Consider the following 26027-nt stretch of genomic DNA (forward strand, 5'->3'; position numbering starts at 1 on the left):
GGCGAAGGCTGACGGATGAGGGGTCACGCGGGCGTCCGGGCGGGGATTTGGCAACCTTGATCTCCAGTAACGGCGTGACCCCTCATACGACCTCGCTGCGCTCGGCCACCTTCTCCCGCAAGGGGGAGAAGGAAGAGTCTATCGGTCCTTTTCGCGGGCCTCGCCGCCCTGATGCACCAGCGAGGCCTGGGCCGCCGCCAGACGGGCGATCGGCACGCGGTAGGGGCTGCAACTGACGTAGGCCAGGCCCACCTCCTCGCAGAAGGCGATCGAGGCGGGGTCGCCGCCGTGTTCGCCGCAGATGCCCATCTTGATGTCGGGGCGGACGGCCCCGCCCCGCTCGGCGGCGATGCGGATCAGGTCGCCGACGCCTTCCTGGTCCAGACGGACGAAGGGATCGGTCTCGAAGATGCCCTTGTCCATATAGGCCTGGAGGAAGCGGCCAGAGTCGTCGCGGCTGATGCCGAATGTGGTCTGGGTCAGGTCGTTGGTGCCGAAGGAGAAGAACTCGGCGTGCTGGGCCAGGTCGCCGGCGCGCAGGGCGGCGCGGGGCAGTTCAATCATGGTGCCGACCAGGTACTCGACGCTGTCGCCGGCCTTGGCGAAGACGTCGCGGGCAGTGCGGTCGGTCAGCTCGCGCAGGTATTTCATTTCCAGACCGAGCGCGACCAGCGGGTGCATGATCTCGGGGATGGGGGCCTCGGCGGCAGTCTTCTTGACCTCCAGCGCGGCCTCGAGGATGGCCCGAACCTGCATCTCGTAGATCTCGGGATAGGCGACGCCGAGGCGGCAGCCGCGGTGGCCGAGCATCGGGTTGGTCTCGTGCAGTTCGCGGGCCCGGCGCTTCAGCTTGGCGGCGTCGATGCCGCTGGTCGCCGCCAGGGCGTCGATGTCCTCGTCGGAGTGCGGGATGAACTCGTGCAGGGGCGGGTCGAGCAGGCGGACCGTGACCGGCAGGCCGGCCATGATGGTGAACAGCTCGACGAAGTCCGACTTCTGGAACGGCTCGATCTTGGCCAGGGCCGTGCGGCGGCCGGCCTCGTCGTCGGCCAGGATCATCTCACGCACGGCGGCGATGCGGGCCTCGTCGAAGAACATATGCTCGGTGCGGCACAGGCCGATGCCCTCGGCGCCGAAGCCACGCGCGGTCTTGGCGTCCAGCGGGGTCTCGGCGTTGGCGCGAACCTTCAGGCGACGCACCTTGTCGGCCCAGGCCATCAGGGTCTGGAAGTCGCCGGTCAGCTCCGGCTCGATCATGGCGACGGCGCCGTCGAGGACCTCGCCCTTGGAGCCGTCGATCGTGATGATCTCGCCGGCCTTAAAGGTACGGCCGCGCGCCGAGAAGGTCTGGGCCTGCTCGTCGATATGGATTTCGCCGGCACCGGAGACGCAGGGACGGCCCATGCCGCGTGCCACAACGGCGGCATGGCTGGTCATGCCGCCCCGCGCCGTGACGATGCCGCGCGCCGCGTGCATGCCGTGGATGTCCTCCGGCGAGGTCTCCTCGCGCACCAGGATGACGGCGTCGCCCAACTGGTTCAGCCGCTCAGCCTCGTCGGCGTCGAAACAGATCTTGCCGGTGGCGGCGCCGGGGCTGGCCGGCAGGCCGGCGGCCACGACGTGGCGGACCGCGTTGGGGTCGAGCGTCGGGTGCAGCAGCTGGTCCAGAGCCGAAGGCTCGACGCGGCTGATGGCCTCTTCCTGGGTGATCACGCCCTCGGCGGCCAGGTCGACGGCGACCTTCAGCGCGGACTTGGCGGTGCGCTTGCCGTTGCGGGTCTGGAGCATCCAGAGCCGGCCCTGTTCGACCGTGAACTCGATGTCCTGCATGTCGCGGTAGTGGGTCTCCAGCTTGCCGACGACGTCGACGAACTGGGCGAAGACCTCGGGCATGGCCTCTTCCATCGAGGGGGCGGTCTCGCCCATCTCCTCGCGGCCGGCGATGGTCAGGGACTGGGGCGTGCGGATGCCGGCGACGACGTCTTCCCCTTGGGCGTTGATCAGGAACTCGCCGTACAGGCGGGCCTCGCCGGTCGAGGGGTTGCGGGTGAAGGCGACGCCGGTGGCCGAGGTCTCGCCCATGTTGCCGAAGACCATCGACTGGATGTTCACGGCGGTGCCCCAGCTTTCGGGGATGTCGTGCATGCGGCGATAGAATTTCGCGCGGTCGTTCATCCAGCTGGCGAAGACGGCCGAGACCGCGCCCCACAGCTGTTCGCGGGGATCCTGGGGGAAGGGTTTGCCCAGCTCCCGCTCGACCACGGCCTTGTACTCGGCGACGACCTTTTCCCAGTCCTCGGCCTTCAGGTCGGTATCGACGGTGACGCCCAGACGGTCCTTGTGGTCGTCGAGGACCTCCTCGAAGTCGTCGTGGCTTAGGCCGAGAACCACGTTGGAATACATGGTGATGAAGCGGCGGTAGGAGTCGAAGGCGAAGCGGCGGTCACCGCTGAGTTTGGCGAGGCCTTCGACCGTCTCGTCGTTGAGGCCGAGGTTCAGGACCGTGTCCATCATGCCCGGCATGGAGGCGCGGGCGCCCGAGCGGACAGAGACCAGCAGAGGGTTGGAGGCGTCGCCGAAGGTCTTGCCGACGATCGATTCGACGGTCTTCAGACCGGTCGCGACCTGTTCGGCGAGGTCAGCGGGATAGGTGTTCCCGTTCGAAAAATAATGGACGCAGGCCTCGGTCGTGATCGTGAAGCCGGGCGGCACGGGCAGGCCCAGCCTGGCCATCTCGGCCAGGTTCGCACCCTTGCCGCCGAGATGATTCTTCATCGACGCTTCGCCGTCGGCGGACCCGCCGCCGAAGCCGTACACCCAGTTCGTCATCGATAGTCCCCTGAAGCCGTGTCGAGTTCGGCGGGTTGTCCCCGCTCTCGTGCCGACCTGACTACAATGCTGCGAACGCGAAGGCGAGGCCGGGCTGTAACAAAGGGTGATGGCATGTTTCGGTTCCGGCGCCTCTGGGAGAGAGGCGCCGGACCCGAAGTATCAGGCCAGCATGCGGACGTTGGGCTCTCGGGCCCACTGGCGCGTGGCGGCCGGCGCCAGCCAGGCGTCGACGCCATCGGCCAGATCGACGACGCCGTCGTCCGCTTCGACATTGGCCTTGTCGAGCAGCGGTTGGGCCTCTGCGGTGAAGCCGATGGCCTTCAGGTGGGCGAAGGCGAAGGCCGCGAAATCGACCGCCGCGCTCTCCTTCAGCAGTTCGGCGCACCCGGCCTCGGACACGACCAGGGCCACCGCGTCGAAGACCACGGAAGGGGTCCCGGCCAGCTGACCATCGGCCTTCAGCGTCTTGCCGCCCTTGAGCTTCACGCCGCCGATCTTCGGAGCGACGATCTTGACCGTCGCGCCCTGCCCTTCGGCCGCCGCCTTGACGGCGTCGACGATCGCGCCATCCGCCCCGTCGGTGACCAGGATGCCGACCGCGCGACCCTTAAGCGTGTCGGGATATTTGCCGACGATCCGCAGGGCGGGCGAGGCGTCCATGTCGAAAGGTTCGCTCGCGGCCGGATTGGCGGCGGGCAGTTTGACGTTCAGGCCGTCGGCGACGCGCTGAGCCAGGGTCGCGTCGACGTTCTGGAGATTCCCCAGAACGCGATCGCGGACGTGATCCATGGTCACTTTCGAAAGCTCGAACACCAGGGCGCTGGCGAGATGGGCCTGTTCCGGCTCGGTCTGGCTCTGGAAGAACAGCCGCGCCTGCGAATAGTGGTCGGCGAAGGTTTCGGCGCGGATGCGGACCTTGGTCCCCTCGACCGGCTGTTCGAACGAGCGGAAGCCGCCCTTGGGATCCTCGCGCGGGCCGCCGTCCTCACCGGCCTGGGACAGGCTGTTGGGTTCATAGTTGGCGCGGCCCTTGGGGACCTGCATCTGCATCTGGCCGTCGCGCTGCATGTTCTGGAACGGGCAGCCCTTGGCCTGATTGATCGGGATCTGGTGGAAGTTGACCGTGCCCAGGCGCGACAGCTGGGTGTCCTGGTAGGAGAACAGCCGCCCCTGCAGCAGGGGGTCCTCCGAGAAGTCGATGCCGGGCGGAATGTTGGTGGGCAGGAAGGCCACCTGTTCGGTCTCGGCGAAGAAGTTGTCCGGGTTGCGGTTCAGGGTCATCTTGCCGATGACGCGCAGCGGATACAGTTCCTCCGGGATCAGCTTGGTCGAATCCAGCACGTCGAACGGCAGGGCGTCGGCCTGTTCTTGCGTCAGCAGTTGCACCGCCAGGTCCCACTCGGGGAAGTCGCCCGCGTCGATGGCCTCGAACAGGTCGCGGCGGTGGAAGTCGGGGTCGGCGCCGGCGATCTTGACCGCCTCGTCCCAGCAGGTCGATTGCGTGCCCAAACGCGGCCGCCAGTGGAATTTGACCAGGGTCGCCTCGCCCGCCGCATTGATCAGGCGGAAGGTGTGGACGCCGAAGCCCTCGATCATCCGGTAGGAGCGAGGGATGGCCCGGTCGCTCATCGCCCACATGATCATGTGGGTGCTCTCGGGCATCAGGCCGATGAAGTCCCAGAAGGTGTCGTGCGCCGACGCCGCCTGCGGATAGCCCCGATCGGCCTCCATCTTCACGGAGTGGATCAGGTCGGGGAATTTGATGGCGTCCTGGATGAAGAAGACCGGGATGTTGTTGCCGACGAGGTCCCAGTTGCCTTCGGTCGTGTACATCTTGACCGCGAAGCCGCGCACGTCGCGCGGCGTGTCGACCGAGCCCGCGCCGCCCGCGACAGTCGAGAAGCGGGTGAAGAGCTCGGTCTGTTTCCCGACCTCGGTCAGAATCTTGGCGGTGGTGTAGTCGGCCAGGCTCTCGGTCAGTTCGAACACGCCGTGGGCGGCCGAGCCGCGCGCGTGGACGATCCGCTCGGGGATCCGCTCATGGTCGAAGTGCTGGATCTTCTCGCGCAGGACGAAGTCTTCGAGCAGGTGCGGCCCGCGCGGGCCGGCCGAGAGGGTGTTCTGGTTGTCGCTGACCGGGACGCCGTGGTTGGTCGTCAGCCGGGTTTCCGGCGTCGAAGCGGTCTGATGGGTCTCCCCGGCGTTGCCGGGGATGGTGGGGATCTTGGCGGTGGGCATGGGGAGCGTCCTGACTGCGGGTTGCGGTCGGAACGCGCGGGTATGCTCAAGGTCTCAGCTTGGCCGTGGCTAGGTTTATTGTGTCGGCTGGATGACTCACGTTCCTTCTCCCGGTGGGAGAAGGTGGCCGCGAAGGGGACGGATGAGGGGCGGGCCTCACCGGAGGCGCACGGCCCTCACCCATTCGCGCGAGAACACTCGCTCCGCTCGTGTGCGCTCAAGCCCTCTCCCACCGGGAGAGGGAGGCTACCCCGCCACCTGTCCGAAGTCGGCGACCTTACCCATGACGGCGCGGACCTGGCCCAGCAGCTTCAGCCGGTTGTCGCGTTCGGCGGGGACGTCGGAGTTGACCATCACATCGGTGAAGAAGGCGTCCACCGGGGCGCGCAGGGCGGCCAGCGCCGTCATGGCGGCGGCGAAGTCCTCGGCGTCGAGGGCCTTGTCGACGGCGGTGCGGGCGGCCTCGGTGGCGAAGGCGAGCTTGGTTTCCGCCTCGGGCTGGTTCGGCAGGCCCGTCTGGACCATGCCGGTCGGGACGGCGCCCTTCTTCTCCTCGGCCTTGAGGATGTTGGAGGCGCGCTTGTAGCCGGCCAGCAGGTTGGCGCCGTCGTCGGTGGCGAGGAAGGCGTCGAGCGCCTCCACGCGGCGGACGATGCGCACGAGGTCGTCGTCGCCGAGCGCGAAGACGGCGTCCACGAGGTCGTGGCGCTTGCCCTGGTCGCGGAGGAGGACCTTCAGGCGGTCGGCGAAGAACAACAGCAGATCAATGTCTTCAGCGGCTTTGCCAATGCTGCTCTCACCAAAGCGTCGAGCGAACAGCTTAATGTGATTTTCGGTGAGATCGCGGAGACGGCCGCGGATCTGGTTATCCAGCACCAACCGGATCACTCCCAGCGCCGCCCGCCTCAGCGCGAACGGGTCCTTCGAACCCGTGGGCTTCTCGTCGATGGCGAAGAAGCCGACGAGGGTGTCGAGCTTGTCGGCCAGGGCGACGGCGACGGTCAGGGGCGCGGTCGGGACCGAGTCCGCGGGACCCTGCGGCTTGTAGTGGTCGCGGATGGCGTCGGCGATCCGATCCCTTCTCCCCTCGGGGGAGAAGGTGGGTCGAAGGCCCGGATGAGGGGGCGTTTCAGCGGACTCGGCGGCAGTCATTGCGGGCGCGGACGCAGCCCCCTCATCCGACCCTGACGGGCCACCTTCTCCCCCGAGGGGAGAAGGAAGAAGACGCGCATAATAGCCGCCCATGATGCCCTGAAGTTCAGGGAACTCACTCACCATGCCACTGGCCAGATCGGCCTTCGACAGACGCGCAGCGTTGAAGGCCTGATCCGGGTCGGCGCCGACCAGGGGGGCGATCTCGCGGGCCAGGGCGGCGATGCGCTCGACGCGCTCGGCCAGGCTGCCCAGCTTGGCGTGGAAGGTGACGCCGGAGAGTTTCGACAGCCAGGCGTCGAAGCCGACCTTCTTGTCTTCGTCCCAGAAGAAGCGGGCGTCGTTCAGGCGGGCGGACAGGACGCGGCTGTTGCCGGCGGCCAGGGCCACGCCGCCGTCGGAGGCCTCGACATTGGCGACGACCAGGAAGTTGGGGGCCAGCTTGCCGGTCGCGGGGTCGCGGACGGCGAAGTATTTCTGGTGCACCTTCATCGACAGGCGCACCACCTCGGGCGGCAGGTCGAGGAACTGCGGGTCCATGTCGCCCAGGATCGGCGTCGGCCATTCGGCCAGGCCCGCGACCTCGTCCAGCAGGCCGTCGTCGTCGACCATCTCCAGACTGCGCGCAAGGCAGGCGGCGCGGGCGGCCTCGAGGATTTTCAGCTTGCGGTCGGCGACGTCGAGCAGGACGAAATGCTGTTCGAGCTTGGCGCGATAGTCGGCGAAGTCCTTGACCGCGAACGGCTGGCCGGAGCCGAGGAAACGGTGGCCCTCGGTCGTGTCGCCGCTGACGATGCTTCCGCCGCCCGGCGAGCCGTCGGCGATGGCGAACGGCACGACCGCGCCGTCGAACAGGCAGACGATCCGCTTCAGCGGGCGCACCCAGCGCAGGGTCGCGTCGGCCCAGCGCATCGACTTGGGCCAGGGGAAGTTCCGGATGACGTGTTCGACCGTCTCGGCGACGACGGCGGTGGTCTCGACGCCCTTCTGATCGATGACGGCGAACAGGACGCCGTCGCGCTCGGTCAGCTGGTCGCGGGTGAGGCCGGTCTTGCGCAGGAAGCCTTCCAGCGCCTGTTCCGGGGCATTGGCGCGCGGGCCCTTTAGCTCTTCGGAGCGGTCGGGCGTCGCGATCGGCAGGCCCTCGATGACCAGCGTCAGGCGGCGCGGACCGGCGTAGGTGGTCAGCGCGTCCCAGGTCAGGCCGGCAGCCTTCAGCCGTTCGGTCGCCATGCGTTCGAGATCGCGCGCGGCGCCCGACTGCATGCGGGCGGGGATCTCTTCGGAGAAGAGTTCGACGAGGAGTTGGGGCATCAGGCGGTTTTCCGCTCTTGTTCGACGTAAGCGAGGGCGCAGGCCTTACACAGGTCGCGGATGCGGCCGATGTAGCTCTGGCGTTCGGCGACGGCGATGGCGCCGCGGGCGTCCATCAGGTTGAACAGGTGTGAGGCTTTCAGCACCTGGTCGTAGGCGGGCAGGACCAGCTGCTGGCCTTGCGGGCCGGTCATGGCCAGCAGGCGGCTCGATTCCGCCTCCATGTCCTCGAAGCGGCGCTTCAGGCCCTCGACATCGTAGCCGTGGAAGTTGGCTTCCGACTGCTGGCGTTCGTTCTCCAGGAAGACTTCGCCATAGGTCAGGCCGTCCTCGTTGAACTTGAGGTCATAGACGTTGTCCACGCCCTGGACGTACATGGCCAGGCGCTCGAGGCCGTAGGTCAGCTCGCCCGAGACGACGTCGCATTCGATGCCGCCGACGCCCTGGAAATAGGTGAACTGGGTCACCTCCATGCCGTCGCACCAGACCTCCCAGCCCAACCCCCAGGCGCCGACCGTGGGGTTCTCCCAGTCGTCCTCGACGAAGCGGATGTCGTGAAGTTTGGGATCGATGCCGATGGCGCGCAGCGACCCGAGATAGAGCTCCTGAAGGTCGGCCGGGTTCGGCTTTAGGATGACCTGAAACTGGTAGTAGTGCTGGAGACGGTTGGGGTTCTCGCCATAGCGGCCGTCGCCGGGACGGCGGCTGGGCTGGACGTAGGCGGCCTTCCACGGCTTGGTCCCCAAGGCGCGGAGCACCGTGGCGGGGTGGAGCGTGCCGGCCCCGACCTGCTCGTCATAGGGCTGCAGCAGCGCGCAGCCGCGCTCGCCCCAGTATCTTTGCAGGGTCAGGATCAGGTCCTGGAAGGCGAGCGGTTTGGTCGGTGCGGCCACGGGGAGTCTTTTGGGCAAAGAGAAAGGCGGCGGACCCTAGGGTCTGCCGCCTTCCAACTCAACACGTCGCTGGCGGATTAGGCCTGCGGGGTCGGCGTGGGAGCCGGGGTCGGGGCTTCGTCGGCGTCCTCGTCATCGACCTGACCATCGGTCGGGTTGGGGACGGTCGGCGAGGCGACGGTCGTGGTCGTCGCGGCCGGCTGGCCGTTCGGAGCGTTGACGCCGGTCGCCGGACGGGTGGTCGTCGTCGAAGCGTTGGGTGACGCCATCGTCGGGGCGGTCACAGGGGCGGTCGGAGCCGTCGTCGTGGTCGTGGCGGGAGCGGCCGGGGTGGTCGGCGGCGGTGCGACGGCGCCCTCGTCGGTGGCGCTGTCGGCGTCCATGGTGTCGGCGGTGGCCGAGTCGTCAGTGGTCATGGCGTCATCGGCAGGCGGAGGCGCCTCGACGGTGTCGTCGGCCGGCGGGCTCGCGGCAGGCGTTTCCGTCGCAGCCGGAGCGGCTTCCTCGGCGTCGCCGGTGGCCACCATAGAGTCGGCCGGATTCAGGACGCGGTCGATGATGAAGATCGAGCCGTTGCCGGCGTCGATATCGGCCGTGGTGACGGTGGCGTTGTCGACCTTGATCGCGTCGCCGGTGCCGTCAAGCTGGACTTCGGTCGTGGCGGCGGTCTGGACGCCGCCCTTGGCGCCCTCGATCTGGCTCGACTGAACGTCGGCCACGACCACGTGGTAGAGCAGGACCTGGCGCAGCTCATTGACGTTGGCCGGATCAAGCAGACGGGTGCGGTCCGCCTCAGGCAGGGCCGCGAAGGCCGCGTCAGTCGGGGCGAAGATCGAGATCGCCGGCTGGGACTTTAGGGTGTCTGTCAGCTGGGCGGCGTCCAGAGCGCCCAGAAGGGTCGTGAACTGGCCATTGGCGCGCAGCACATCGACGACCGTGTTCTGGGTCGCCGCAGCGGTTGCGCCCGAAGCGGCCGTAGCCGAGGTGTTCTGGGTCGGCGCTGCGACAGGCGTTTCCATTGGTTCCGGCGCGGTGATCGGCGGGGTCGTGGACGGCGCCGCAGGCGAGGCGGGGGCGGTCTGGGCGAAGGCTGAGCCGGCGGCGAACAGGGCCACGGCGGCGGTTGCAGTCAGAAGACGCGTGCGAAGCATGACAGTATCCTTTTCAATGCTGGACAGACCCGCGGGGAGGATAGGATCGCGGCCTGTTACTCAGTGTTACGAAGCCAGTGAAAGGCTTTCGCAACGGACAGGTTCCACATCGTGACGTTATCAATCGGGACAAGGCGAAGCTTCGAACCATCTCTGGGCCATCTCTAGGCGGACGGCACGCGAGCGACGTTACTTGGCCTTATTGTGCCGCTTTCGCCGCATCGTCGCCCAACACTGTCGCCTGAACCCACCAATTGTCGTGATCGGTGCGCAGGTCAGCGGCGGCTCGCTCGGCGGCCTCGGCGTCGTCGAAAAGGCCGAAGACGGTGGCGCCGGAGCCCGACATCCGGGTCATACGCGCGCCGGTCGCCGCCATGGCCGAGAGGGCGGCGCCAATTTCGGACTCAAGCGAGACGGCCGGGCCCTGGAGGTCGTTCCGCTGTCGGGCCAGCCAGTCGATCACCTCCGGCGGGGACCAGCCGGCGGGGGGTGATGGACGATCGGCGGGCTTCGGCGGCGCCCCGTCATAGGCGCGATAGACGGCGCCGGTCGACGACGGGCGGCCGGGGTTCACGAGGACCGCATGGAGCGGCTGAAGGGCGGGTTCGAACGACAGCCGGTCGCCGATCCCCTCGGCCCAGGCGGACCGCATGGCCAGACACATGGGACCGTCCGCGCCGACCGATCGCGACAATTCCGCCAGCCCCGCCTCGCCCAGGTCCAGCCTCAGGGCGGCGTCGGCGAGACGCAGGACGGCGCCCGCATCGGATGAGCCTCCGCCAAGGCCGGCGGCGATGGGCAGGCGCTTGTCCAGGGTGACCGCCAGGGCGGGTACGCCGATCCCGGCCGCATCGCCGAGGGCGCGCAGGGCCTTGAGGATCAGATTGTCCCCCTCTTCCGCCAGAGGCTTGCCGAACGGGCCGGTCACTACAAGGGACAGCCGGTCGGAGGGCGTCACGGTGACGAGGTCCCCGACGTCGGCGAAGGCCACGAGACTGGCCAGGGGGTGATATCCGTCCGCGTCGAGGGGGCCTACGTGCAGGAACAGATTGACCTTGGCGCGAGCGACGGCGCTGAGGGTCGTCAGAGTTCCAGCCCCTCGGTCAGCTTGCGTTCGACCTCGGCGCGGCGTTCGGCGTCGGGGTCGAGGGTCAGGACGCGGTTCCACTGGAAGCCCGCTTCCCGCTTCCGACCGACCTGCCAGTAGGCGTCGCCGAGGTGGTCGTTGATCTCGGCATTGGCAGGCTCCTTGGCCACGGCCTGTTCGAGGGTCTCGACGGCGGTGTCGAACTGGCCTTGGCGGAATTGGGCCCAGCCGAGGCTGTCCTGGATGTTGCCGCTCTCGGGATCTGCGGCATGGGCGCGGGCGATCATCTCCGCGCCTTCGGCGACGCGCGTGCCGGTGTCGACCCAGAGATAGCCGAGGTAGTTGAGGTAGGTGGGCTCCTCCGGTTCCTGCTGCAGGGCCGCCCAGAGCTGAGCCTCCGCCTCGGGGATCCGGCCCATGGATTCGTAGGCGGCGCCGCGCATGAAGCGGACGTTGGAGGCCTGGGTCTCGGTGTCGAGGAGCGGACCGTTCAGCAGGGCCAGGGCCTCGTCGTAGCGGTTGAGCTGAAGCAGATGACCGGCCGTGACCAGGGCGATGCGGGGATCGTTGGGCGTGGCCTCGCGTGCGGCTTCGAAGGCGACCAGGGCCTCGTCCAGCTCCTGGTCCTCGGCCAGGCCGAGACCGATCAAGACCTGGGCGCCGGCGTAGAGCCGTGGCTCGGTGCGCGGGACCTGGGCGAGAACGGCGCGCGAGGCGGTGTCCAGGTTGGCCTGGGCCAGGGTCTGGCCCAGCAGATAGAGGGTGTCGGGATCGCGCTGGAGGTTCAGCGACAGGCGCAGATAGACGACGGCGAACTCGTTGGTGCCCTCGCTGCCGGCCTGACGGGCGGCGATGATCAGAGCGCGGGCGGCGCCGTCCTGATAATCGGTCAGGCCCGGTGGACGCCCCCGTGCCTCGACGCGGCTCTTGGCCGAGACGATAGCCGGATCCTGTGAGCCCGCCGCCAGGGTCGAGTCGTAGAAGGCCAGGGCCTCGTCTCGCTTGCCGCGACGCTCCAGAAACTCACCATAGGCCGTGCGGAACAGCGGCGCGCTGCGGGCGTCGAAGGCCAGGTCGCGCAGTTCGGCCTCGGCTTCGTCGAAGCGGCGGCGGTGCTCGAGAAGCTGGGCATGATGGTAGCGGCCGAACAGGACGGTGATCGGGTCGCCGGTCGGGTTGGGCTCGGCCAGGGCCGTGTCCCAGTCTCCGGCGGCGGCGGCGATCCACGGCGCGATCAGGGCTGCGGCGCGTGCATGGGGGGCGAGGACGGGACGAGCCTTCAGCGCCGCGTTGGCTTCGCGTGCGTCCCCGGCCACGAAGGCCTGGACCACCGAGACCAGGGCGCCGGCCTCGGCGATCACGGGTGAGGCGGTGGCCGGATCCGGCGAGATGCGGGCGGCGATGTCCAGGTCGCCAGCCAGCAGGGCGGCGGTGAAGGCCTGATCGCGGACGGTGGGCTGTTCGGGCGTCAGGCTTTCGACCGCGCTCAGATAGGTCGCGCCCTCGGCGGCCTCGCCCCGGCTGAGGGCGGAGCGGCCGGAGAGATAGAGACCATAGGCGGTGCGACCCTCGGCATCGCGAGGCGAAGGGGACCAGACGCGCGGAATGGGCTCGATCGTCGGTGCGGCGGTCTCAGCCCCCTCCCCCACCACGATGAGGGGCGCGGGCGGCGGAGCCACGGTCGGCGCGGAAACCGGCGGCTCCGGCAGGACGTCCTGGATGCGCGGCGCAGGATCGACGACCGGCGGCGCCTCCTGGGCCAGGACGGGCGCAGCCGTCAGGGCGCTGAAGGCGATGAGGACGGAGCGGAGGGAGGCGTGACGCATTCGCCGACATTCACCGGCTTATGAGGCTGGGACAAGGCCCCTGCTCCGCCCCCGCCTCACATATTCGGGTAGTTCGGGCCGCCGCCGCCTTCGGGCGTGGTCCAGACGATGTTCTGCGACGGATCCTTGATGTCGCAGGTTTTGCAGTGGACGCAGTTCTGGGCGTTGATGACGAACTTCGGATCGGTCTTCGCCGCCTCGTCGGCGTAGACGACCTCGTAGACACCCGCCGGGCAGTAGAGGCGCGCCGGCTCTCCATATTTCGGCAGGTTGACGCGGATCGGCACGGTCGGGTCGATCAGCTTCAGGTGGGCCGGCTGTTCCTCGGCGTGGTTGGTGTTTGAAATGAAGACCGACGACAGCTTGTCGAACGACAGTTTCCCGTCCGGCTTCGGATAGGTGATCGGTTTGTGCTTCGAAGCCGGCTCGGTCGAGGCCGCGTCGGTCTTCGCGTGCTTCATCGTCCAAGGCATGTTGAGGCCGAAGGACGACAGCCACATCTCCGCGACACCGAAGGCTCCGCCTAGGGTCGTGCCGAACTTCGACAGGAAGGGCTTGGCGTTGCGGACGGCCTTCAGCTCCTTAGCCACCCAGCTGTTCTCATAGGCGGCCTGGTATTCGACTAGGTCGTCGCCCGAACGGCCGGCCATGACGGCGTCATAGGCGGCGTCGGCGGCGAGCATGCCGGTCTTCATCGCGTTGTGGCTGCCCTTGATGCGCGGGACGTTCACGAAGCCGGCTGAGCAGCCGATCAGGACGCCGCCGGGGAACAACAGCTTCGGCACCGACTGGAAACCGCCTTCGGTAATCGCACGCGCGCCGTAGGAGATGCGGGTGCCTCCCTCGAGATGTTCGGCGATGGCGGGGTGGTGTTTGAAGCGCTGGAACTCGTCGAACGGCGACAGGAACGGGTTCTTGTAGTTCAGGTGAACGACGTAGCCGATGGCCACGTAGTTGTCCCCGAAGTGGTACATGAAGCTGCCGCCGCCGGTGAACTCGTCCAGCGGCCAGCCGGTCGTGTGCTGGGCCAGGCCCGGCTGGTGCTTCTCGGGCGGGACCTGCCATAGCTCCTTGAGGCCGATGCCGTATTTCTGGGGCGACTTGCCGTCCTGGAGCTTGTGGCGGGCGGTGATGGTCTTGGCGAGCGACCCGCGCACGCCCTCGGCGATGAACACGTATTTGCCGTGCAGCTCGATGCCGGGCTGGAAGTCGCCCGTGGGCTGGCCGTGCTTGTCGATACCGAAGACGCCGGCGACGACGCCTTTGACCCGACCCGAAGGCTCGTCCCAGACGACGTGGCTGGCGGCCATGCCGGGGTAGACCTCGACGCCCATGCCCTCGGCCTGTTCGCCCAGCCAGCGGGTCAGGTTGCCCAAGGAGGCGATGTAGCAGCCGTCGTTGTGCATCATGGGCGGCAGCATCGCCATCGGCAGGCTGATCTGGCCCATCGGGCCGAGCACCATGAAGCGGTCCTTCGTGACAGGCGTCTCCAATGGGGCGCCCATGGCCGTCCAGTCGGGGAAGAGCTCGGTCAGCGCCTTCGGATCGATGACGGCGCCGGACAGGATGTGGCCACCGATCTCGGCCGACTTCTCCAGCACGGCGACGGTGATTTCCTTGCCGTCCTTCTCGGCGCGCTGCTTCAGGCGGATCGCCGCAGACAGGCCGGCCGGGCCGCCGCCGACGATCAGGACGTCGTATTCCATGACCTCGCGCTCGACGCCTTGCAGGGCCTCCAACGGCGGCAGGTTGTCCAAGATGGCTTCCTGGGCCGCCGTTTCGACGCCGCCTTCGATCGCTTCCTCGGCCATGTCGTTTCTTATTCCTCGTGGGTCGTGTGGGTATCCGGTTATCGGAACGTGACGCAGGGGCGGTCAAGGACTATCCCTGCGAGTTACCCGCATGAACGCCCAGACCCACGACATCGCTGCGATCGAAAGCCTGCTCGCCTTCTGGGCCGATGCGGGGGTGGACGCTTGCTTCGAGGAAGCGGCGGTGGACCGGACCATCGTCGTCGCGCCGGCGCTGAAAGCCGTCGCCAAGGCGACCGCCTCCGTCACGCCCGTCGTGAACATGGGGGATCAGACGTCGGAGGCGCGTCGCCTGGCGAATGGCGCGGACACGATGGAGGCGCTGGCCGAGGCCGCCGCCAGCTTCAAGGGCTGCGAACTGGTGGGGATGGGCGCGAAGGGCTGCGTCTTCGGACGGGGCGATCCGCACGCGCCGATCCTGATCATCGGCGAGGCGCCCGGGGCGGAAGAAGACGCGGCGGGCGAACCGTTCGTGGGCAAGGCCGGCAAGCTTCTGGACAAGATGATCGCGGCGGCGGGGCTGACGGACAAGGTCTATGTCACCAATACCGTCTTCTGGCGGCCGCCAGGCAACCGGACGCCGACGCCGCAAGAACAGGCCGTCTGCGCGCCGTTCGTGGAGCGGGCCTTCTATCTGATGAAGCCGAAAGCCGTGCTGCTGCTGGGGGCGGCGGCGGCGAAGTCGGTGCTGAAGACCGACGAGGGCATCATGCGACTGCGGGGTCAGTGGCGCGACTGGCGGCTGGCGGAGGGGGACGTTTCGGCCCCGGTGATGGCGACCCTGCACCCCGCCTTCCTGCTGCGACAGCCCCAGGCCAAGCGTCAGGTCTGGGCCGACATGCTGGCCTTGGCGGTCAGGCTGGACGGACAGGATTCCGCCTAGAACCAAAGTTACAGAGTTCCATGCCGCTGATGTGATTGAGGGATTCACCACATTGCGGCATACTTGTTGTTTGACGACCGATCGCAGAGCACGCGTCTCCTGAATCGAGACGGGAACGCGCAGCACGAGGGGGCCGCCGCCTTGTACAGTACCCACCGCCGCGCCCTCCGGGCGCCGACGTTCGCCTTCGTGCTGGCCGGTCTTTCGGCCGCCGCCCTGCCCGCCCTCGCCGCGCCCGAACCCTATCTGTCGGCGGTCGCCGCCGAGGGTGAAGGGGAACAGGGCATCCGCATCAGCACCAACGCCCTCTCGAACGCCGACCGGCTGAGCTACACCAGCGCCTTCGATGCCCTGCGTCGCGGGGATCTCGACGCCGCCCGCGCCTCGGCGCGCCAGGCCGGTGACCGCGTCCTGCTGGGTCAGGTCGAGTTCGAGCGGATGTTCCACCCGGACTACACCGCCTCCTACGACGAGCTGGCGGCCTGGCTTCAGGACTATGCCGACCTGCCGAGCGCCCAGCGGGTCTATGCCTTGGCCGAGCGTCGCCGCCCGGACGGTGCCGAGATGCCGCGCCGCCCGACCGGCGCCTATTTTAGCCGTGCCTGGGATCAGGTGGCGGCGGCCGGCGGCAATTCCGAAGGCGATCCGGCCAAGGCCGCCCGCGTAGCCCTGAACCGCGACGATCTTCAGGGTGCCATCGCCCAGGGCGAACAGATCGGCGACTGGTGGGTCGTGGGCCTGGCGGCCTGGCGCACCGGGGACTATCCCCGATCCTACACCGCCTTCGAGCGCGTCGCGGTCGATCCGACCGAGGATGGCTGGACCCGCGCCGGGGCCGCCTTCTGGGCCGCCCGCGCCGCCGGCCAGATCGGCCGACAGGACCGGATCCAGGAGCTGCTACAGCTATCGGCCCGATGGCCCGCAAGCTTCTATGGCCAGATCGCCCTGCGTCAGCTGGGCCAGGAGCCGACGATCATCAACGGCGGCCCGACCCCCTATGAGGCGGTGGCCCGGACAGCATCATCCTCCGCGAACGAAGGCCCCATCGGCGTCAATCAGCGCGAGATGGACGACTTCCTCAACAGCGAGCCGCGCGCCCGGCGCACCGTCGCCTTCTTCGAGATCGGCCGGGCCAGCGATGCGCGCGACGAGCTGAGGAACGGCCTGCGCACCGCCAGCGACCGGACGCGCCGTCTGTGGACCGGGCTTGCGCGCGTGCTCGGCCCGCGCCTGGGGGGAACCAGCAACGACGCGACCCGGATCGACGTCGCCGGCTATCCCATGCCGGAGATCACGCCGGAGGGCGGTTGGACGCTGGAGCGGTCGCTGGTCTATGCGATCGCGCGCAAGGAAAGCGGCTTCAACGCCGAGGCGCGTTCGCCGGTGGGCGCCTATGGCCTGATGCAGGTGATGCCGTCGACGGCGGCGGAGATGACCGGCGACCGGGGCTTCGTATCGAGCCCGCAGCGGCTGTTTACGCCGGCGACCAATGTCCGTCTGGGCCAGGCCTATGTGAACCGGATGCTGGCGCGGCCCGAGTTCCAGGGCGACCTGTTGCGCGCCGTGTCGAGCTACAACGCGGGCCCCGGCCCGATGCTGGGCGCCCTGCGTCGTCTTGGTCCCGGCGCCGATCCCCTGCTGCTGATCGAGACGATCGACGTGCCGCAGGCCCGCGAATACGTCGAGAAGGTCGTGGCGGCCTACTGGATCTATCAGCGGATGACGGGCGGGCCGCTGAACACGCTCGACGCCGTGGTGGCGGGCCAGACGCTGGTTCCTATTGCCTTGGACTATGTCGCGCCGCCGCCGACGCCGCTGTCGACCGAGCCGGTTCAGGTGGCGTCGATGCAGCCCGTCGGGACCCGCTGAACGCCGGCTCGGTTGGACTCCAATGGACTCGGCGTGTCCGAGTCCAGAGAGTCCAAGTCTTCACTGATCAGGTCAGAAACGGCCGGTAAGCGACTGGACTGTCGAAGGTCTGATATCGCCCGATTGCACGGGCACGGTGCACCCTAGAGGATGCTGCCGACCAGGGAGGCGCACAGGCAGCAGCCGACCAGGATGAAGACGCCATAGGTCATCAGCGTCGGGCGGCGCTGGGCCTCCGGGCGCGTGATGACGGGAATGGTCGACGTCGGGGCGGACATGGCGCAGGTCTCGGGTTCGAGCGGGACCCTAACGTCGTTCCCTTAAGGGCCGGTTCGCAGGTCTCGTTAATCGGCAGTGACCCTGTCCTAAGGCCGAACCGTGACAGCCTGTTCCGACCATTCGAGGAAGTCCGGCTGCTGTAGCAGCTCGGCAACATATGTGGCCGCCACGCCATCGACGTCGCCATGGGCCGCCAGATCGATCTGGTAGTGGCGGAAGCGGGTGGCCAGGGGCGTGAAGAAGGCGTCGGGCATGGACCATTCCCCGAACAGGTAGGGGCCGCCCGCGCCGAAGCGGGCGCGCATCTCGGTCACGATGGCGACGAAGCGGCGGACGTCGGCGGCGACCGTCGAGCTGGTCGGGGTCGGAGCGCGGTCGGGGCCGACCATGGTGTGAATGACGCCGACCGCGTCGGGTCCCATGCCGCACTCGGTGCGCAGAGCGCCGAAGCCGGAGTGCATTTCGCAGGCGACCGACCGAGCGAGCCAGCGGGCGTGGGGGTCGGCCGGCCAGAGCTTGGCATCCGGGAAGCGTTCGGCGGCGAAGACGCAGATGGCCATGGAATCCCAGATGGTCACGCCATCCACGTTCAGGACCGGCACCTTGCCCGTGGGCGAGGCCTCGGCGAGGGCGGCGGGCGATTCCGGGCCGTAGAGCGGCACCTCGCGGACGGTGAAGTCCGCGCCGCAGCGCTTCAGCACCAGCCAGGGGCGCAGCGACCAGGTCGAGAAGGCCATGTTGCCGACGATGAGTTCCACGGTCTTTCTCCCGGTGATTCTTCATTCCACCGTGCACCCCGGCGAAGGTCGGGGTCCAGATGGCGGACGCCACGGATTGGATCAGCGGACAGGATGCGACATCCCAGCCACCCCATTCGTGATCTGGACCCCGGCCTTCGCCGGGGTGCACGGATATGAGGTTGGAGCTGCGCACGGCTTGACTCTGGGGGGGCGGCGACCGACACGCACGGCCCATGATCACGCGCTATTCCCGCCCCGAGGCCGTCGCCATCTGGTCCAATGAGACCAAGTACAAGATCTGGTTCGAGATCGAGGCCCATGCCGCCACGAAGATGGCCGAGCTGGGCGTGATTCCGACCGAGGCCGCAGAAGCCATCTGGGCCAAGGGCGAGCACGCCGCCTGGGATGCTGACCGCATCGACGAGATCGAGCGGACGACCAAGCACGATGTGATCGCCTTCCTGACCCATGTGTCGGAGACGGTCGGCGAGGAAGCGCGCTTCCTGCACCAGGGGATGACGTCGTCGGACGTGCTGGACACCTGTTTCTCGGTCCAGCTGGTGCGCGCCTCGGACCTGTTGATCGCGGGCGTCGATCGGGTGCTGGCGGCGCTTGAGGCGCGGGCCAAGGAACACAAATACACCCCGACCGTGGGCCGTTCGCACGGCATCCACGCAGAGCCGGTGACCTTCGGCCTGAAGCTGGCCGGCTATCATGCCGAGTTCCAGCGGGCGAAACGGCGCCTGATCACGGCCAAGGAAGAGATCGCCACCTGCGCCATCTCGGGTGCCGTGGGGACCTTCGCCAACGTCGATCCGGCTGTGGAAGAGTATGTCGCAGACAAGATGGGCCTGCAGGTCGAGACGGTTTCGACCCAGGTGATCCCGCGCGACCGTCACGCCGCCTTCTTCGCGGCGCTGGGCGTCGTGGCCTCGTCGATCGAACGTCTGGCGGTGGAGATCCGCCATCTGCAGCGCACCGAGGTTCTCGAAGCCGAGGAGTTCTTCGACAAGGGTCAGAAGGGCTCGTCGGCCATGCCGCACAAGCGCAACCCGATCCTGACCGAAAACCTGACCGGCCTGGCCCGTCTGGTCCGCTCGTCGGTCGTCCCGGCGATGGAGAACGTCGCCCTGTGGCACGAGCGGGACATCAGCCATTCGTCGGTCGAGCGCGGCATCGGGCCGGACGCGACCATCCACCTCGACTTCGCCCTGAACCGTCTGGCCGGGGTGATGGAGCGGCTGCTGGTCTACCCTGAGAACATGCAGAAGAACCTGGATAAGCTGGGCGGTCTGGTTCACTCGCAGCGCGTGCTGCTGGCCCTGACGCAGCTGGGCCAGTCGCGCGAGGACAGCTACGCCGCAGTCCAGAGAAACGCGATGAAGGTGTGGCGCGGCGAGGGGAACTTCCTCGACTTCCTCAAGGAAGACCCGGAGGTCATCGTGCCGGACGCCGATCTCGAGGCCCTGTTCGACCTCGGCTATCACACCAAGCATGTGGACACGGTGTTCAGGCGCGTGTTCGGATAGGGCGTGTCTGAACCGATCCGCCTGAACCCGACGCTCGACGCCCGCGACTTCGCCGCCGAGTTCCAGCGCGCGGGCGTGGTGCAGGTGCCGGATTTCCTGACCCCCGACAGCGCCGACCGGCTGGAGGCCGCGCTGAAGACGGCGACGCCCTGGGGACTGTCGCTGACGAACGGCGCGGGCAAGGGCGAGTGGCTGTCGCCCGAGGCGCTGCAGGCCCTGGGTCGCGAAGCGGTGGCAGCCAAGGCGCGCGAGGCCATGGCGGGGGCGCGGACCGGCTTCGGCTTCAGCTTCCTGTCCTATCCGATCATCGAGGCCCTGCTGGCCGGGCGCGAGCCGGGGCATCCGACACACGAACTGGTGCAACTGCTGAACAGCCCGGAGGCACGGGATTTCTGCGCCGCCGTGGCCGGCGAGACCGGCATTACCAAGATCGACGCCCAGGCGACCCTGTTCCGGCCCGGCGACTATCTGACCCTGCACAACGACACCGGCGTGGGCGAGCGGCGGGCGGCCTATACGCTGGGGCTGACGCGGGATTGGCGGACCGACTGGGGCGGCCAGCTGCTGTTCCACGACGAGGGCGGGGATGTGCCGCGCGGGCTGATGCCCCGGTTCAACGTGCTGACGCTGTTCAAGACGCCGCAGTGGCACACGGTGGCGACCGTCGCCCCCTATGCCGGGGCGCCGAGGCTGTCGATCACGGGGTGGCTTCGCGACGACAAGCCCTACGTCGACCAGGGACGGTGACTCTGAAAAGGGCGTTCGCGCCGGTCGTCGACGCGGAGACGCAGGTGCTGATCCTGGGCAGTCTGCCGGGCGACGCCTCGCTGGCGGCGAGCCAGTATTACGCCCATCCGCAGAACGGCTTCTGGCGGCTGGTCGGCGGAGTGGTCGGACGCGATCTGGCCGCCCTGCCCTATCCGGATCGGCTGACGGCGCTGAAGGTTGCGGGTGTGGGGCTGTGGGACGTCGTCGCGGGCGCCGAACGGGTCGGCAGTCTCGACACCGCAATCCGCGCGCCGGAGTACGCCGACCTGGGCGGGCTGATCGCCATGCTACCGAGGCTTCGCGCCGTGGCCTTCAATGGCGGCAAGGCGGCCAGGGACGGTCGACGGATCCTGGTCCCCGTGAACGGGCTGACGCTGATCGACCTGCCGTCGTCGAGCCCGGCGCATACGCGGCCACTGGCGGAGAAGGCCGAGGCGTGGTCCATATTGCAGCGCTTCCTCCCGCCCGCCTGCCAGACTGACCCATGATCCTGACCCTCTCCTGCCCCGACCGGCACGGCATCGTCGCCGCCGTGTCCGCCTTTCTGTTCGAGCGGGACTGCAACATCTCCGACGCCCAGCAGTTCGGCGACGCGAACTCGCAGACCTTCTTCATGCGGGTGGTGTTCGAGCCGGCGGACGGCGACGCACCGGCAGCGATCCGGGAGGCCTTCGAGACGGTCGCGGGGCGGTTCGGCATGGACTGGACACTGAGGGGGCCGGAGCCGCGTCGGGTGATGATCCTGACGTCCCGGTTCGATCACTGTCTGGCGGACCTGCTCTATCGCTGGCGCATCGATGAGCTGCCGATGGCGGTGACGGCGGTCGTGTCGAACCATCCGCGCGATCAGATCGGCCATGTCGATCTGGGCGGCCTGCCGTTCCATCACCTGCCCTTGAACGGAAAGGAGGGGGCGGGCGACAAGGCGTCGCAGGAGGCGATGCTGTCCAGGCTGATCGAGGAGACGGGGACAGAACTGGTGGTGCTGGCCCGCTATATGCAGATCCTGTCGGACGATCTGGCGACCCGCCTCGAGGGGCGCTGCATCAACATCCACCATTCCTTCCTGCCGGGCTTCAAGGGAGCCAAGCCCTATCACCAGGCCCATGCGCGAGGCGTGAAGGTGATCGGGGCGACGGCCCACTATGTGACCGGCGATCTGGATGAAGGCCCGATCATCGACCAGGATGTCGAGCGCATCAGCCATCGCGACACGCCGGACGACCTGATCCGCAAGGGCCGCGACATCGAGCGGCGCGTGCTGGCGCGGGCGGTGCGATTCCATCTGGAGGATCGGGTCCTGCTGCATGGATCCAAGACGGTAGTCTTCGCCGACTGATCAGGACGTCCCCTACGTGCGGTAACCTGTCACGCCGGTTTCTGTGATCGAAGCGCATCCTTTATGTCGTTCACCCGTCTTTACGGTCAGCGCCGCATGAAGCGGCGGCTCAGGAGAGACGTCCATGAATACGCGTATCCTCGCCCTTTCGGTGGCCTCGGCCGCCGTCCTCGGCCTCGCGGCCTGCAACAACAACGCCGAGACCCCGGCGGCGACCGACGCGGCCCCGGCCGACACCACCGCCATGGCATCCGCCTCCACCGACCCGATGGTCGGCGGCGCCGCCATGAGCCCGAACGAGACCATCGTCGCCAACGCCGCCAAGGCCTCGACCCTGACCACCCTGGTCAGCGCGGTCCAGGCCGCCGGTCTGGCAGAGACCCTGTCGGGCCCGGGTCCGTTCACGGTCTTCGCGCCGGACAACGCCGCCTTCGAGAAGGTGCCCGCCGCCACCCGTGAATCCCTGATGGCCCCGGCCGGCAAGGCCGACCTGACCAAGATCCTGACCTATCACGTCGTGCCCGGCCGCCTGACGGCCGCCGACCTGGCCACCCAGGCCCAGGCGAACGGCGGCAAGGTCGAGCTGACCACCGTTCAGGGCGGCATGCTGACGGCCACCGTGAACCCGGACGGCTCCGTCACTCTGACGGACGGAAACGGCGGCATGTCGCGCGTGACGCAGGCCGACGTACTCCAGTCGAACGGCGTCGTGCACGTCATCGACACCCTGGTCATGCCGAGCTGATTTTTCGGTGAACCATTTGCGGACTGCTGCATTTTCCAGATGCGCAAGACGCAAAACATCGGGTGAGGCTATCCCCCCTAGCCCCCGGTAAAAAAGGGCCGCAGATCCCCCGCTGCGGCCCTTTTCCTTGCCTGACAGCCAAATACGAAAAACCGCACCGCAGCGAGGCTGCGATGCGGTTGGATTTCAGCGGCACGAAGGCTGCGGACCTGGTGGATTATTCTCCGGCGCGGACCTGGTCGCGCGCGATCGAGGCCAGTTCGTCCATCTTGGAGCGGATCTCGCCTTCCGAGACGGTCAGGCCGGAGCCTTTGAAGTCGCCGGCGATCTTGCGGAAGACGTCTTCCTCGCCCGGCTGTTCGAAGTCGGCGCGGACGACGGCCTTGGCGTATTCCTCGGACGAATCGGGGCTCAGGCCCATCTTCTCGGCAGCCCACAGTCCCAGCAGCTTGTTGCGGCGGGCCATGGCCTTGAACTCTTGCTCCTGATCGAGCGCGAACTTGGACTCAAAGCCCTTTTCCCGATCATCGAAGGTCGTCATCAGTCGTCAGTCCATCCGCCACGGGCCAGAGAGGGCGGCCTCGCCGGCGTGGTCTATGACCCGGCGTCAACGAACGCAACGGATATCGGACGGCATGGAGCGTCCCGCCCACGGACAATCGCGGTGTGTGGCTTTGGACAGGCGTTTGTGTCGCAGGGCGCATTCCGCTATGGAGAGCCCGACCCATTTCCCGCTCAGCTCGAGACCGGATCGCGCCGCCCAGACGACACTCTGGCCGCGCGATTTTCGTTTTCAGGCGACAGCGCATCCCCGTCTGGGACCAAGATGATGAATTCGAAGCGCAAGAAGATCTACGAGGGCAAGGCCAAGATCCTTTACGAAGGACCCGAGCCCGGCACCCTGATCCAGTATTTCAAGGACGACGCGACGGCCTTCAACGCCCAGAAGAAGGCGACGCTGGAAGGCAAGGGCGTCATCAACAACCGCATCAGCGAGTTCGTGATGACCCGCCTGAACGGCATCGGCGTCACCAACCACTTCATCAAGCGGCTGAACCTGCGTGAGCAGCTGATCCGCGAAGTCGAGATCATCCCGCTGGAAGTCGTGTGCCGCAACATCGTGGCCGGCTCGCTGGCGACGCGCCTGGGCCAGGAAGAGGGCACGCCCCTGCCCCGCTCGATCATCGAATTCTACTACAAGAAGGACGAGCTCAACGACCCGATGGTCACCGAAGAGCACATCACGGCCTTCAACTGGGCCTCGACCCAGGAGATCGACGACATCCTGGCCATGACCCTGCGCGTGAACGACTATCTGTCGGGCATGTTCGGGGCTGTCGGCATCACCCTCGTGGACTTCAAGATCGAGTTCGGCCGGGTGTGGGAAAACGACTTCGCCCGCGTCATCCTAGCCGACGAGATCAGCCCGGACAGCTGCCGCCTGTGGGACACGGCGACCGGCGAGAAGATGGACAAGGACCGCTTCCGCCGCGACATGGGCAATGTCATCGAAAGCTATACCGAGGTCGCCAAACGCCTCGGTATCATGAAGGACATGCCGACCGTGATTCAGGGGGGACTGCACTGATGGCCAAGGTCAAGGTTCACGTCTTCCTCAAGCCCGGCGTTCTGGACGTTCAGGGCAAGGCCGTCGAAGGCGCGCTGAAGGGTCTGGGCTGGGCCGGCGTGTCGAACGCCCGGGTCGGCAAGCTGATCGAACTGGACCTGGACGGCGTGGACGATCCCGCCGCCGAGGCCAAGAAGATGTGCGAGACCCTGCTGGCCAACACGGTCATCGAAAGCTACCGGGTCGAAGTGGCCTGACGGCAACCGCTCCGGCGGGCGGCCGTTTGACACGGCGAGCGCAACACGGAGCGGACCCATGGCCTTCACCCTGACTTCCAACGACTTCAACGACGGCGACGTCCTGCCGGACGCCCAGGTGCAGGCGAAAGGCGATACCTCGCCCCATCTGGCTTGGTCCGGCGCGCCGGAGGGGACGAAGTCGTTCGCGATCACCCTGTTCGATCCGGATGCGCCGACGGGGTCCGGTTTCTGGCACTGGACGGTGGCCAATATCCCCGCAGACGTCAGCGAAATCCCGGCGGGCGGACCTGTGCCGTCCGGCGCGGTCGAGGGACGTACGGACTACGGCGCGCCGGGCTTCGGCGGGGCCGCACCGCCTCCCGGACACGGCCCGCACCGCTACATCTTCACGGTCTTCGCCGTGGATGTGGACAGCCTGCCGGTCACGCCGGAAGATTCCGGGGCGAAATACGGGTTCAACCTGCATTTCCACACGCTGGCCAAGGCCTCGATCACGGCGACCTACGAGAACAAGGGCTGAACCCTATCGCAGCGTCAGGATAACGCGAAGGCCGGCGATCAGGAGGGGGTCGCGATCCTCATCGCCGCCGGGGTTGTGGATCCACTGCAGGTCCGGCTGGATCGTGAACGGGCCGATGCTGTCAGCGTAGGTCAGTTCGATGCCACCCTCGGCGTCGCCGAACGTCGTACCGACGTCCAGGGCATTGGCCTGGGCCTTGTCGGACAGCAGGCCCTGATGGAAGCCGATCGAGAAGGCGCTCTCGGGACGGCTCTCGAACACCGAGTCGACCCGGAGACCGGTCTGCCAGCCGCCCTTGAAGTCCGTCGTGTCGCCGTCGGACACACCCAGCCGCAGGAAGGCGCGCACCGTCGGGGCGTCATCGCCCTCGAACACTGTTCCTTCGGCCACGAAATAGGCCCCTTGGGCGTCGCTGAGCGCGGGATCGCCGCCAGGCAGGACGTCGCGGATGTCCTCCTGGCCTTCGCCATAGCGCCAGGCACCGACGGCGATCCGCACGGGACCAGACCAGCCGGCCTCGGCGAGATAGAGGATTCCGTCATCGAGCGTCGTGTCGACACCGCCGTGGTCGCCGATCGTCCCTGCCCGGGCGTTGACCGCGGCGGCCTGAACATGAAGGCCGTCCGGCGAACCTATGCGGACCCGCGCCGCCAGCGACGTCGAAGGGAAGATGGCCGGGCCGTTCGGTCCGGTGGCCGCCAGTTCCGAACCGATGCCGAACGGAGGCGCGATCAAGAGGTCCGACGCCTCGGTCACGTAGAACTCGCTGTTCACGTCATAGAGACCCGCCAGGACCGAGGCGGCGCCGTCGGCCAGATCCTGCTCTATCCAGGCCTCGTAGAGGCGCACGCCCTGGGCGCCGACCTCGATATTATCATAGCCCTGAAGGGTGCCCGCGATGGCGTTGGGTTCGCCCCCGCCGTTCGCCAGCAGGCTGAAGTGGACGCGGGCACCGCGCCAGCCGAACTGGCGCTCGAGATCGCCGTCCAGAGAGACATCCAGATTGTCGAGAAAACGCCCCGCACGTGAATCAGCACCGTCGATCACGCCAATGACATCGGCGGTATATGCGGCCTGCAACTGCCAGATCCCATGGTCAGCCACGAGGCTCGCAGGTTCGTCATAGGTTCCGGCGAATGCAGCCGTCGATGACAGCAATGCGCTTACAGCAACCGATAGGCTTACACTCGAAATAAAAGTCATGGCGTTGGCCATCCATTCTGG

The 26027-nt window shown here is 67.6% G+C and carries 22 protein-coding genes; 10 read left to right on the forward strand and 12 right to left on the reverse strand.

Annotated elements, in window-relative coordinates; all coding sequences use genetic code 11:
• Nucleotides 1-138 precede the first annotated feature (138 nt).
• From ppdK to ACW171_RS07925, 8 genes are all read right to left on the reverse strand, one after another.
• Nucleotides 139-2829 (reverse strand): pyruvate, phosphate dikinase, encoded by a 2691-nt coding sequence (gene ppdK, locus ACW171_RS07890; protein ID WP_492096524.1) that lies wholly within the window; start codon nucleotides 2827-2829, stop codon nucleotides 139-141.
• A gap of 162 nt (nucleotides 2830-2991) precedes the next feature.
• Entirely contained in the window at nucleotides 2992-5070 is a 2079-nt protein-coding gene (locus ACW171_RS07895; RefSeq protein WP_492096525.1) for a catalase, read from the reverse strand.
• A 246-nt stretch (nucleotides 5071-5316) separates the two neighbouring features.
• Nucleotides 5317-7536, reverse strand: coding sequence for a glycine--tRNA ligase subunit beta (glyS, locus tag ACW171_RS07900; protein ID WP_492096526.1), 2220 nt, complete (start codon nucleotides 7534-7536; stop codon nucleotides 5317-5319).
• Nucleotides 7536-8429: a glycine--tRNA ligase subunit alpha gene (locus ACW171_RS07905; protein ID WP_492096527.1), complete on the reverse strand. Its 894-nt coding sequence runs from the start codon at nucleotides 8427-8429 to the stop codon at nucleotides 7536-7538. Before ACW171_RS07905 ends, glyS begins: the two co-directional genes overlap by 1 nt.
• 77 nt (nucleotides 8430-8506) lie before the next feature.
• Nucleotides 8507-9580 carry a fasciclin domain-containing protein gene (locus ACW171_RS07910; RefSeq protein WP_492096528.1) on the reverse strand — a complete coding sequence of 358 codons (1074 nt, stop codon included), beginning with the start codon at nucleotides 9578-9580 and terminating at the stop codon, nucleotides 8507-8509.
• 199 nt (nucleotides 9581-9779) lie between these two features.
• On the reverse strand, nucleotides 9780-10667 hold the full coding sequence (locus tag ACW171_RS07915) for a 4-(cytidine 5'-diphospho)-2-C-methyl-D-erythritol kinase (RefSeq protein WP_492096604.1): 888 nt from the start codon (nucleotides 10665-10667) through the stop codon (nucleotides 9780-9782).
• Nucleotides 10664-12493, reverse strand: coding sequence for a tetratricopeptide repeat protein (locus ACW171_RS07920; protein ID WP_492096529.1), 1830 nt, complete (start codon nucleotides 12491-12493; stop codon nucleotides 10664-10666). The genes ACW171_RS07915 and ACW171_RS07920 overlap by 4 nt, the downstream gene beginning before the upstream one ends.
• Nucleotides 12494-12549: 56 nt before the next feature.
• Nucleotides 12550-14199: an electron transfer flavoprotein-ubiquinone oxidoreductase gene (locus ACW171_RS07925; RefSeq protein ID WP_492096605.1), complete on the reverse strand. Its 1650-nt coding sequence runs from the start codon at nucleotides 14197-14199 to the stop codon at nucleotides 12550-12552.
• A gap of 196 nt (nucleotides 14200-14395) precedes the next feature.
• On the opposite strand from ACW171_RS07925, the gene ACW171_RS07930 reads away from it, so the two are divergent.
• Together ACW171_RS07930 and ACW171_RS07935 are read left to right on the forward strand one after the other, a co-directional pair.
• Nucleotides 14396-15187 carry a uracil-DNA glycosylase gene (locus ACW171_RS07930; protein ID WP_492096530.1) on the forward strand — a complete coding sequence of 264 codons (792 nt, stop codon included), beginning with the start codon at nucleotides 14396-14398 and terminating at the stop codon, nucleotides 15185-15187.
• 141 nt (nucleotides 15188-15328) lie between these two features.
• Complete coding sequence (locus tag ACW171_RS07935; protein ID WP_492096531.1) at nucleotides 15329-17056, forward strand: lytic transglycosylase domain-containing protein; 1728 nt, start codon at nucleotides 15329-15331, stop codon at nucleotides 17054-17056.
• A gap of 143 nt (nucleotides 17057-17199) precedes the next feature.
• On the opposite strand, the gene ACW171_RS07940 is transcribed toward ACW171_RS07935, so the two are convergent.
• Both ACW171_RS07940 and ACW171_RS07945 read right to left on the reverse strand, forming a co-directional pair.
• Nucleotides 17200-17334: a hypothetical protein gene (locus ACW171_RS07940; RefSeq protein ID WP_492096532.1), complete on the reverse strand. Its 135-nt coding sequence runs from the start codon at nucleotides 17332-17334 to the stop codon at nucleotides 17200-17202.
• Nucleotides 17335-17421: 87 nt separating this feature from the next.
• A complete protein-coding gene (locus ACW171_RS07945) occupies nucleotides 17422-18093 on the reverse strand; it encodes a glutathione S-transferase family protein (RefSeq protein WP_492096533.1) in 672 nt (223 codons plus the stop codon).
• A gap of 215 nt (nucleotides 18094-18308) precedes the next feature.
• On the opposite strand from ACW171_RS07945, the gene purB reads away from it, so the two are divergent.
• The 5 genes from purB to ACW171_RS07970 all read left to right on the forward strand — a co-directional run bounded on the left by purB (nucleotide 18309) and on the right by ACW171_RS07970 (nucleotide 22456).
• Complete coding sequence (purB, locus tag ACW171_RS07950) at nucleotides 18309-19604, forward strand: adenylosuccinate lyase (protein ID WP_492096534.1); 1296 nt, start codon at nucleotides 18309-18311, stop codon at nucleotides 19602-19604.
• Nucleotides 19605-19607: 3 nt separating this feature from the next.
• Nucleotides 19608-20351, forward strand: coding sequence for a 2OG-Fe(II) oxygenase (locus ACW171_RS07955; RefSeq protein WP_492096535.1), 744 nt, complete (start codon nucleotides 19608-19610; stop codon nucleotides 20349-20351).
• Nucleotides 20348-20860, forward strand: coding sequence for a DNA-deoxyinosine glycosylase (locus ACW171_RS07960; RefSeq protein WP_492096536.1), 513 nt, complete (start codon nucleotides 20348-20350; stop codon nucleotides 20858-20860). The genes ACW171_RS07955 and ACW171_RS07960 overlap by 4 nt, the downstream gene beginning before the upstream one ends.
• Entirely contained in the window at nucleotides 20857-21711 is an 855-nt protein-coding gene (gene purU / locus ACW171_RS07965; RefSeq protein WP_492096537.1) for a formyltetrahydrofolate deformylase, read from the forward strand. The genes ACW171_RS07960 and purU overlap by 4 nt, the downstream gene beginning before the upstream one ends.
• A gap of 124 nt (nucleotides 21712-21835) precedes the next feature.
• Complete coding sequence (locus ACW171_RS07970; protein WP_492096538.1) at nucleotides 21836-22456, forward strand: fasciclin domain-containing protein; 621 nt, start codon at nucleotides 21836-21838, stop codon at nucleotides 22454-22456.
• Between the two features lie 217 nt (nucleotides 22457-22673).
• On the opposite strand, the gene ACW171_RS07975 is transcribed toward ACW171_RS07970, so the two are convergent.
• Complete coding sequence (locus ACW171_RS07975; RefSeq protein ID WP_492096539.1) at nucleotides 22674-22997, reverse strand: DUF1476 domain-containing protein; 324 nt, start codon at nucleotides 22995-22997, stop codon at nucleotides 22674-22676.
• 288 nt (nucleotides 22998-23285) lie between these two features.
• Here ACW171_RS07975 and purC point away from each other — a divergent pair, with 288 nt between their 5' ends.
• The 3 genes from purC to ACW171_RS07990 are packed head-to-tail and all read left to right on the forward strand — an operon-like array spanning nucleotide 23286 to nucleotide 24803.
• Nucleotides 23286-24044 (forward strand): phosphoribosylaminoimidazolesuccinocarboxamide synthase, encoded by a 759-nt coding sequence (gene purC, locus ACW171_RS07980; protein WP_492096540.1) that lies wholly within the window; start codon nucleotides 23286-23288, stop codon nucleotides 24042-24044.
• Nucleotides 24044-24280: a phosphoribosylformylglycinamidine synthase subunit PurS gene (purS, locus tag ACW171_RS07985; RefSeq protein ID WP_492096541.1), complete on the forward strand. Its 237-nt coding sequence runs from the start codon at nucleotides 24044-24046 to the stop codon at nucleotides 24278-24280. Before purC ends, purS begins: the two co-directional genes overlap by 1 nt.
• 58 nt (nucleotides 24281-24338) lie before the next feature.
• Entirely contained in the window at nucleotides 24339-24803 is a 465-nt protein-coding gene (locus ACW171_RS07990; protein ID WP_492096542.1) for a YbhB/YbcL family Raf kinase inhibitor-like protein, read from the forward strand.
• A gap of 3 nt (nucleotides 24804-24806) precedes the next feature.
• Here ACW171_RS07990 and ACW171_RS07995 read toward each other — a convergent pair whose 3' ends face one another.
• Nucleotides 24807-25907: a carbohydrate porin gene (locus tag ACW171_RS07995; RefSeq protein ID WP_492096543.1), complete on the reverse strand. Its 1101-nt coding sequence runs from the start codon at nucleotides 25905-25907 to the stop codon at nucleotides 24807-24809.
• Nucleotides 25908-26027: the final 120 nt, after the last annotated feature.

This window comes from Brevundimonas sp. FV1ye28 (assembly GCF_058681135.1).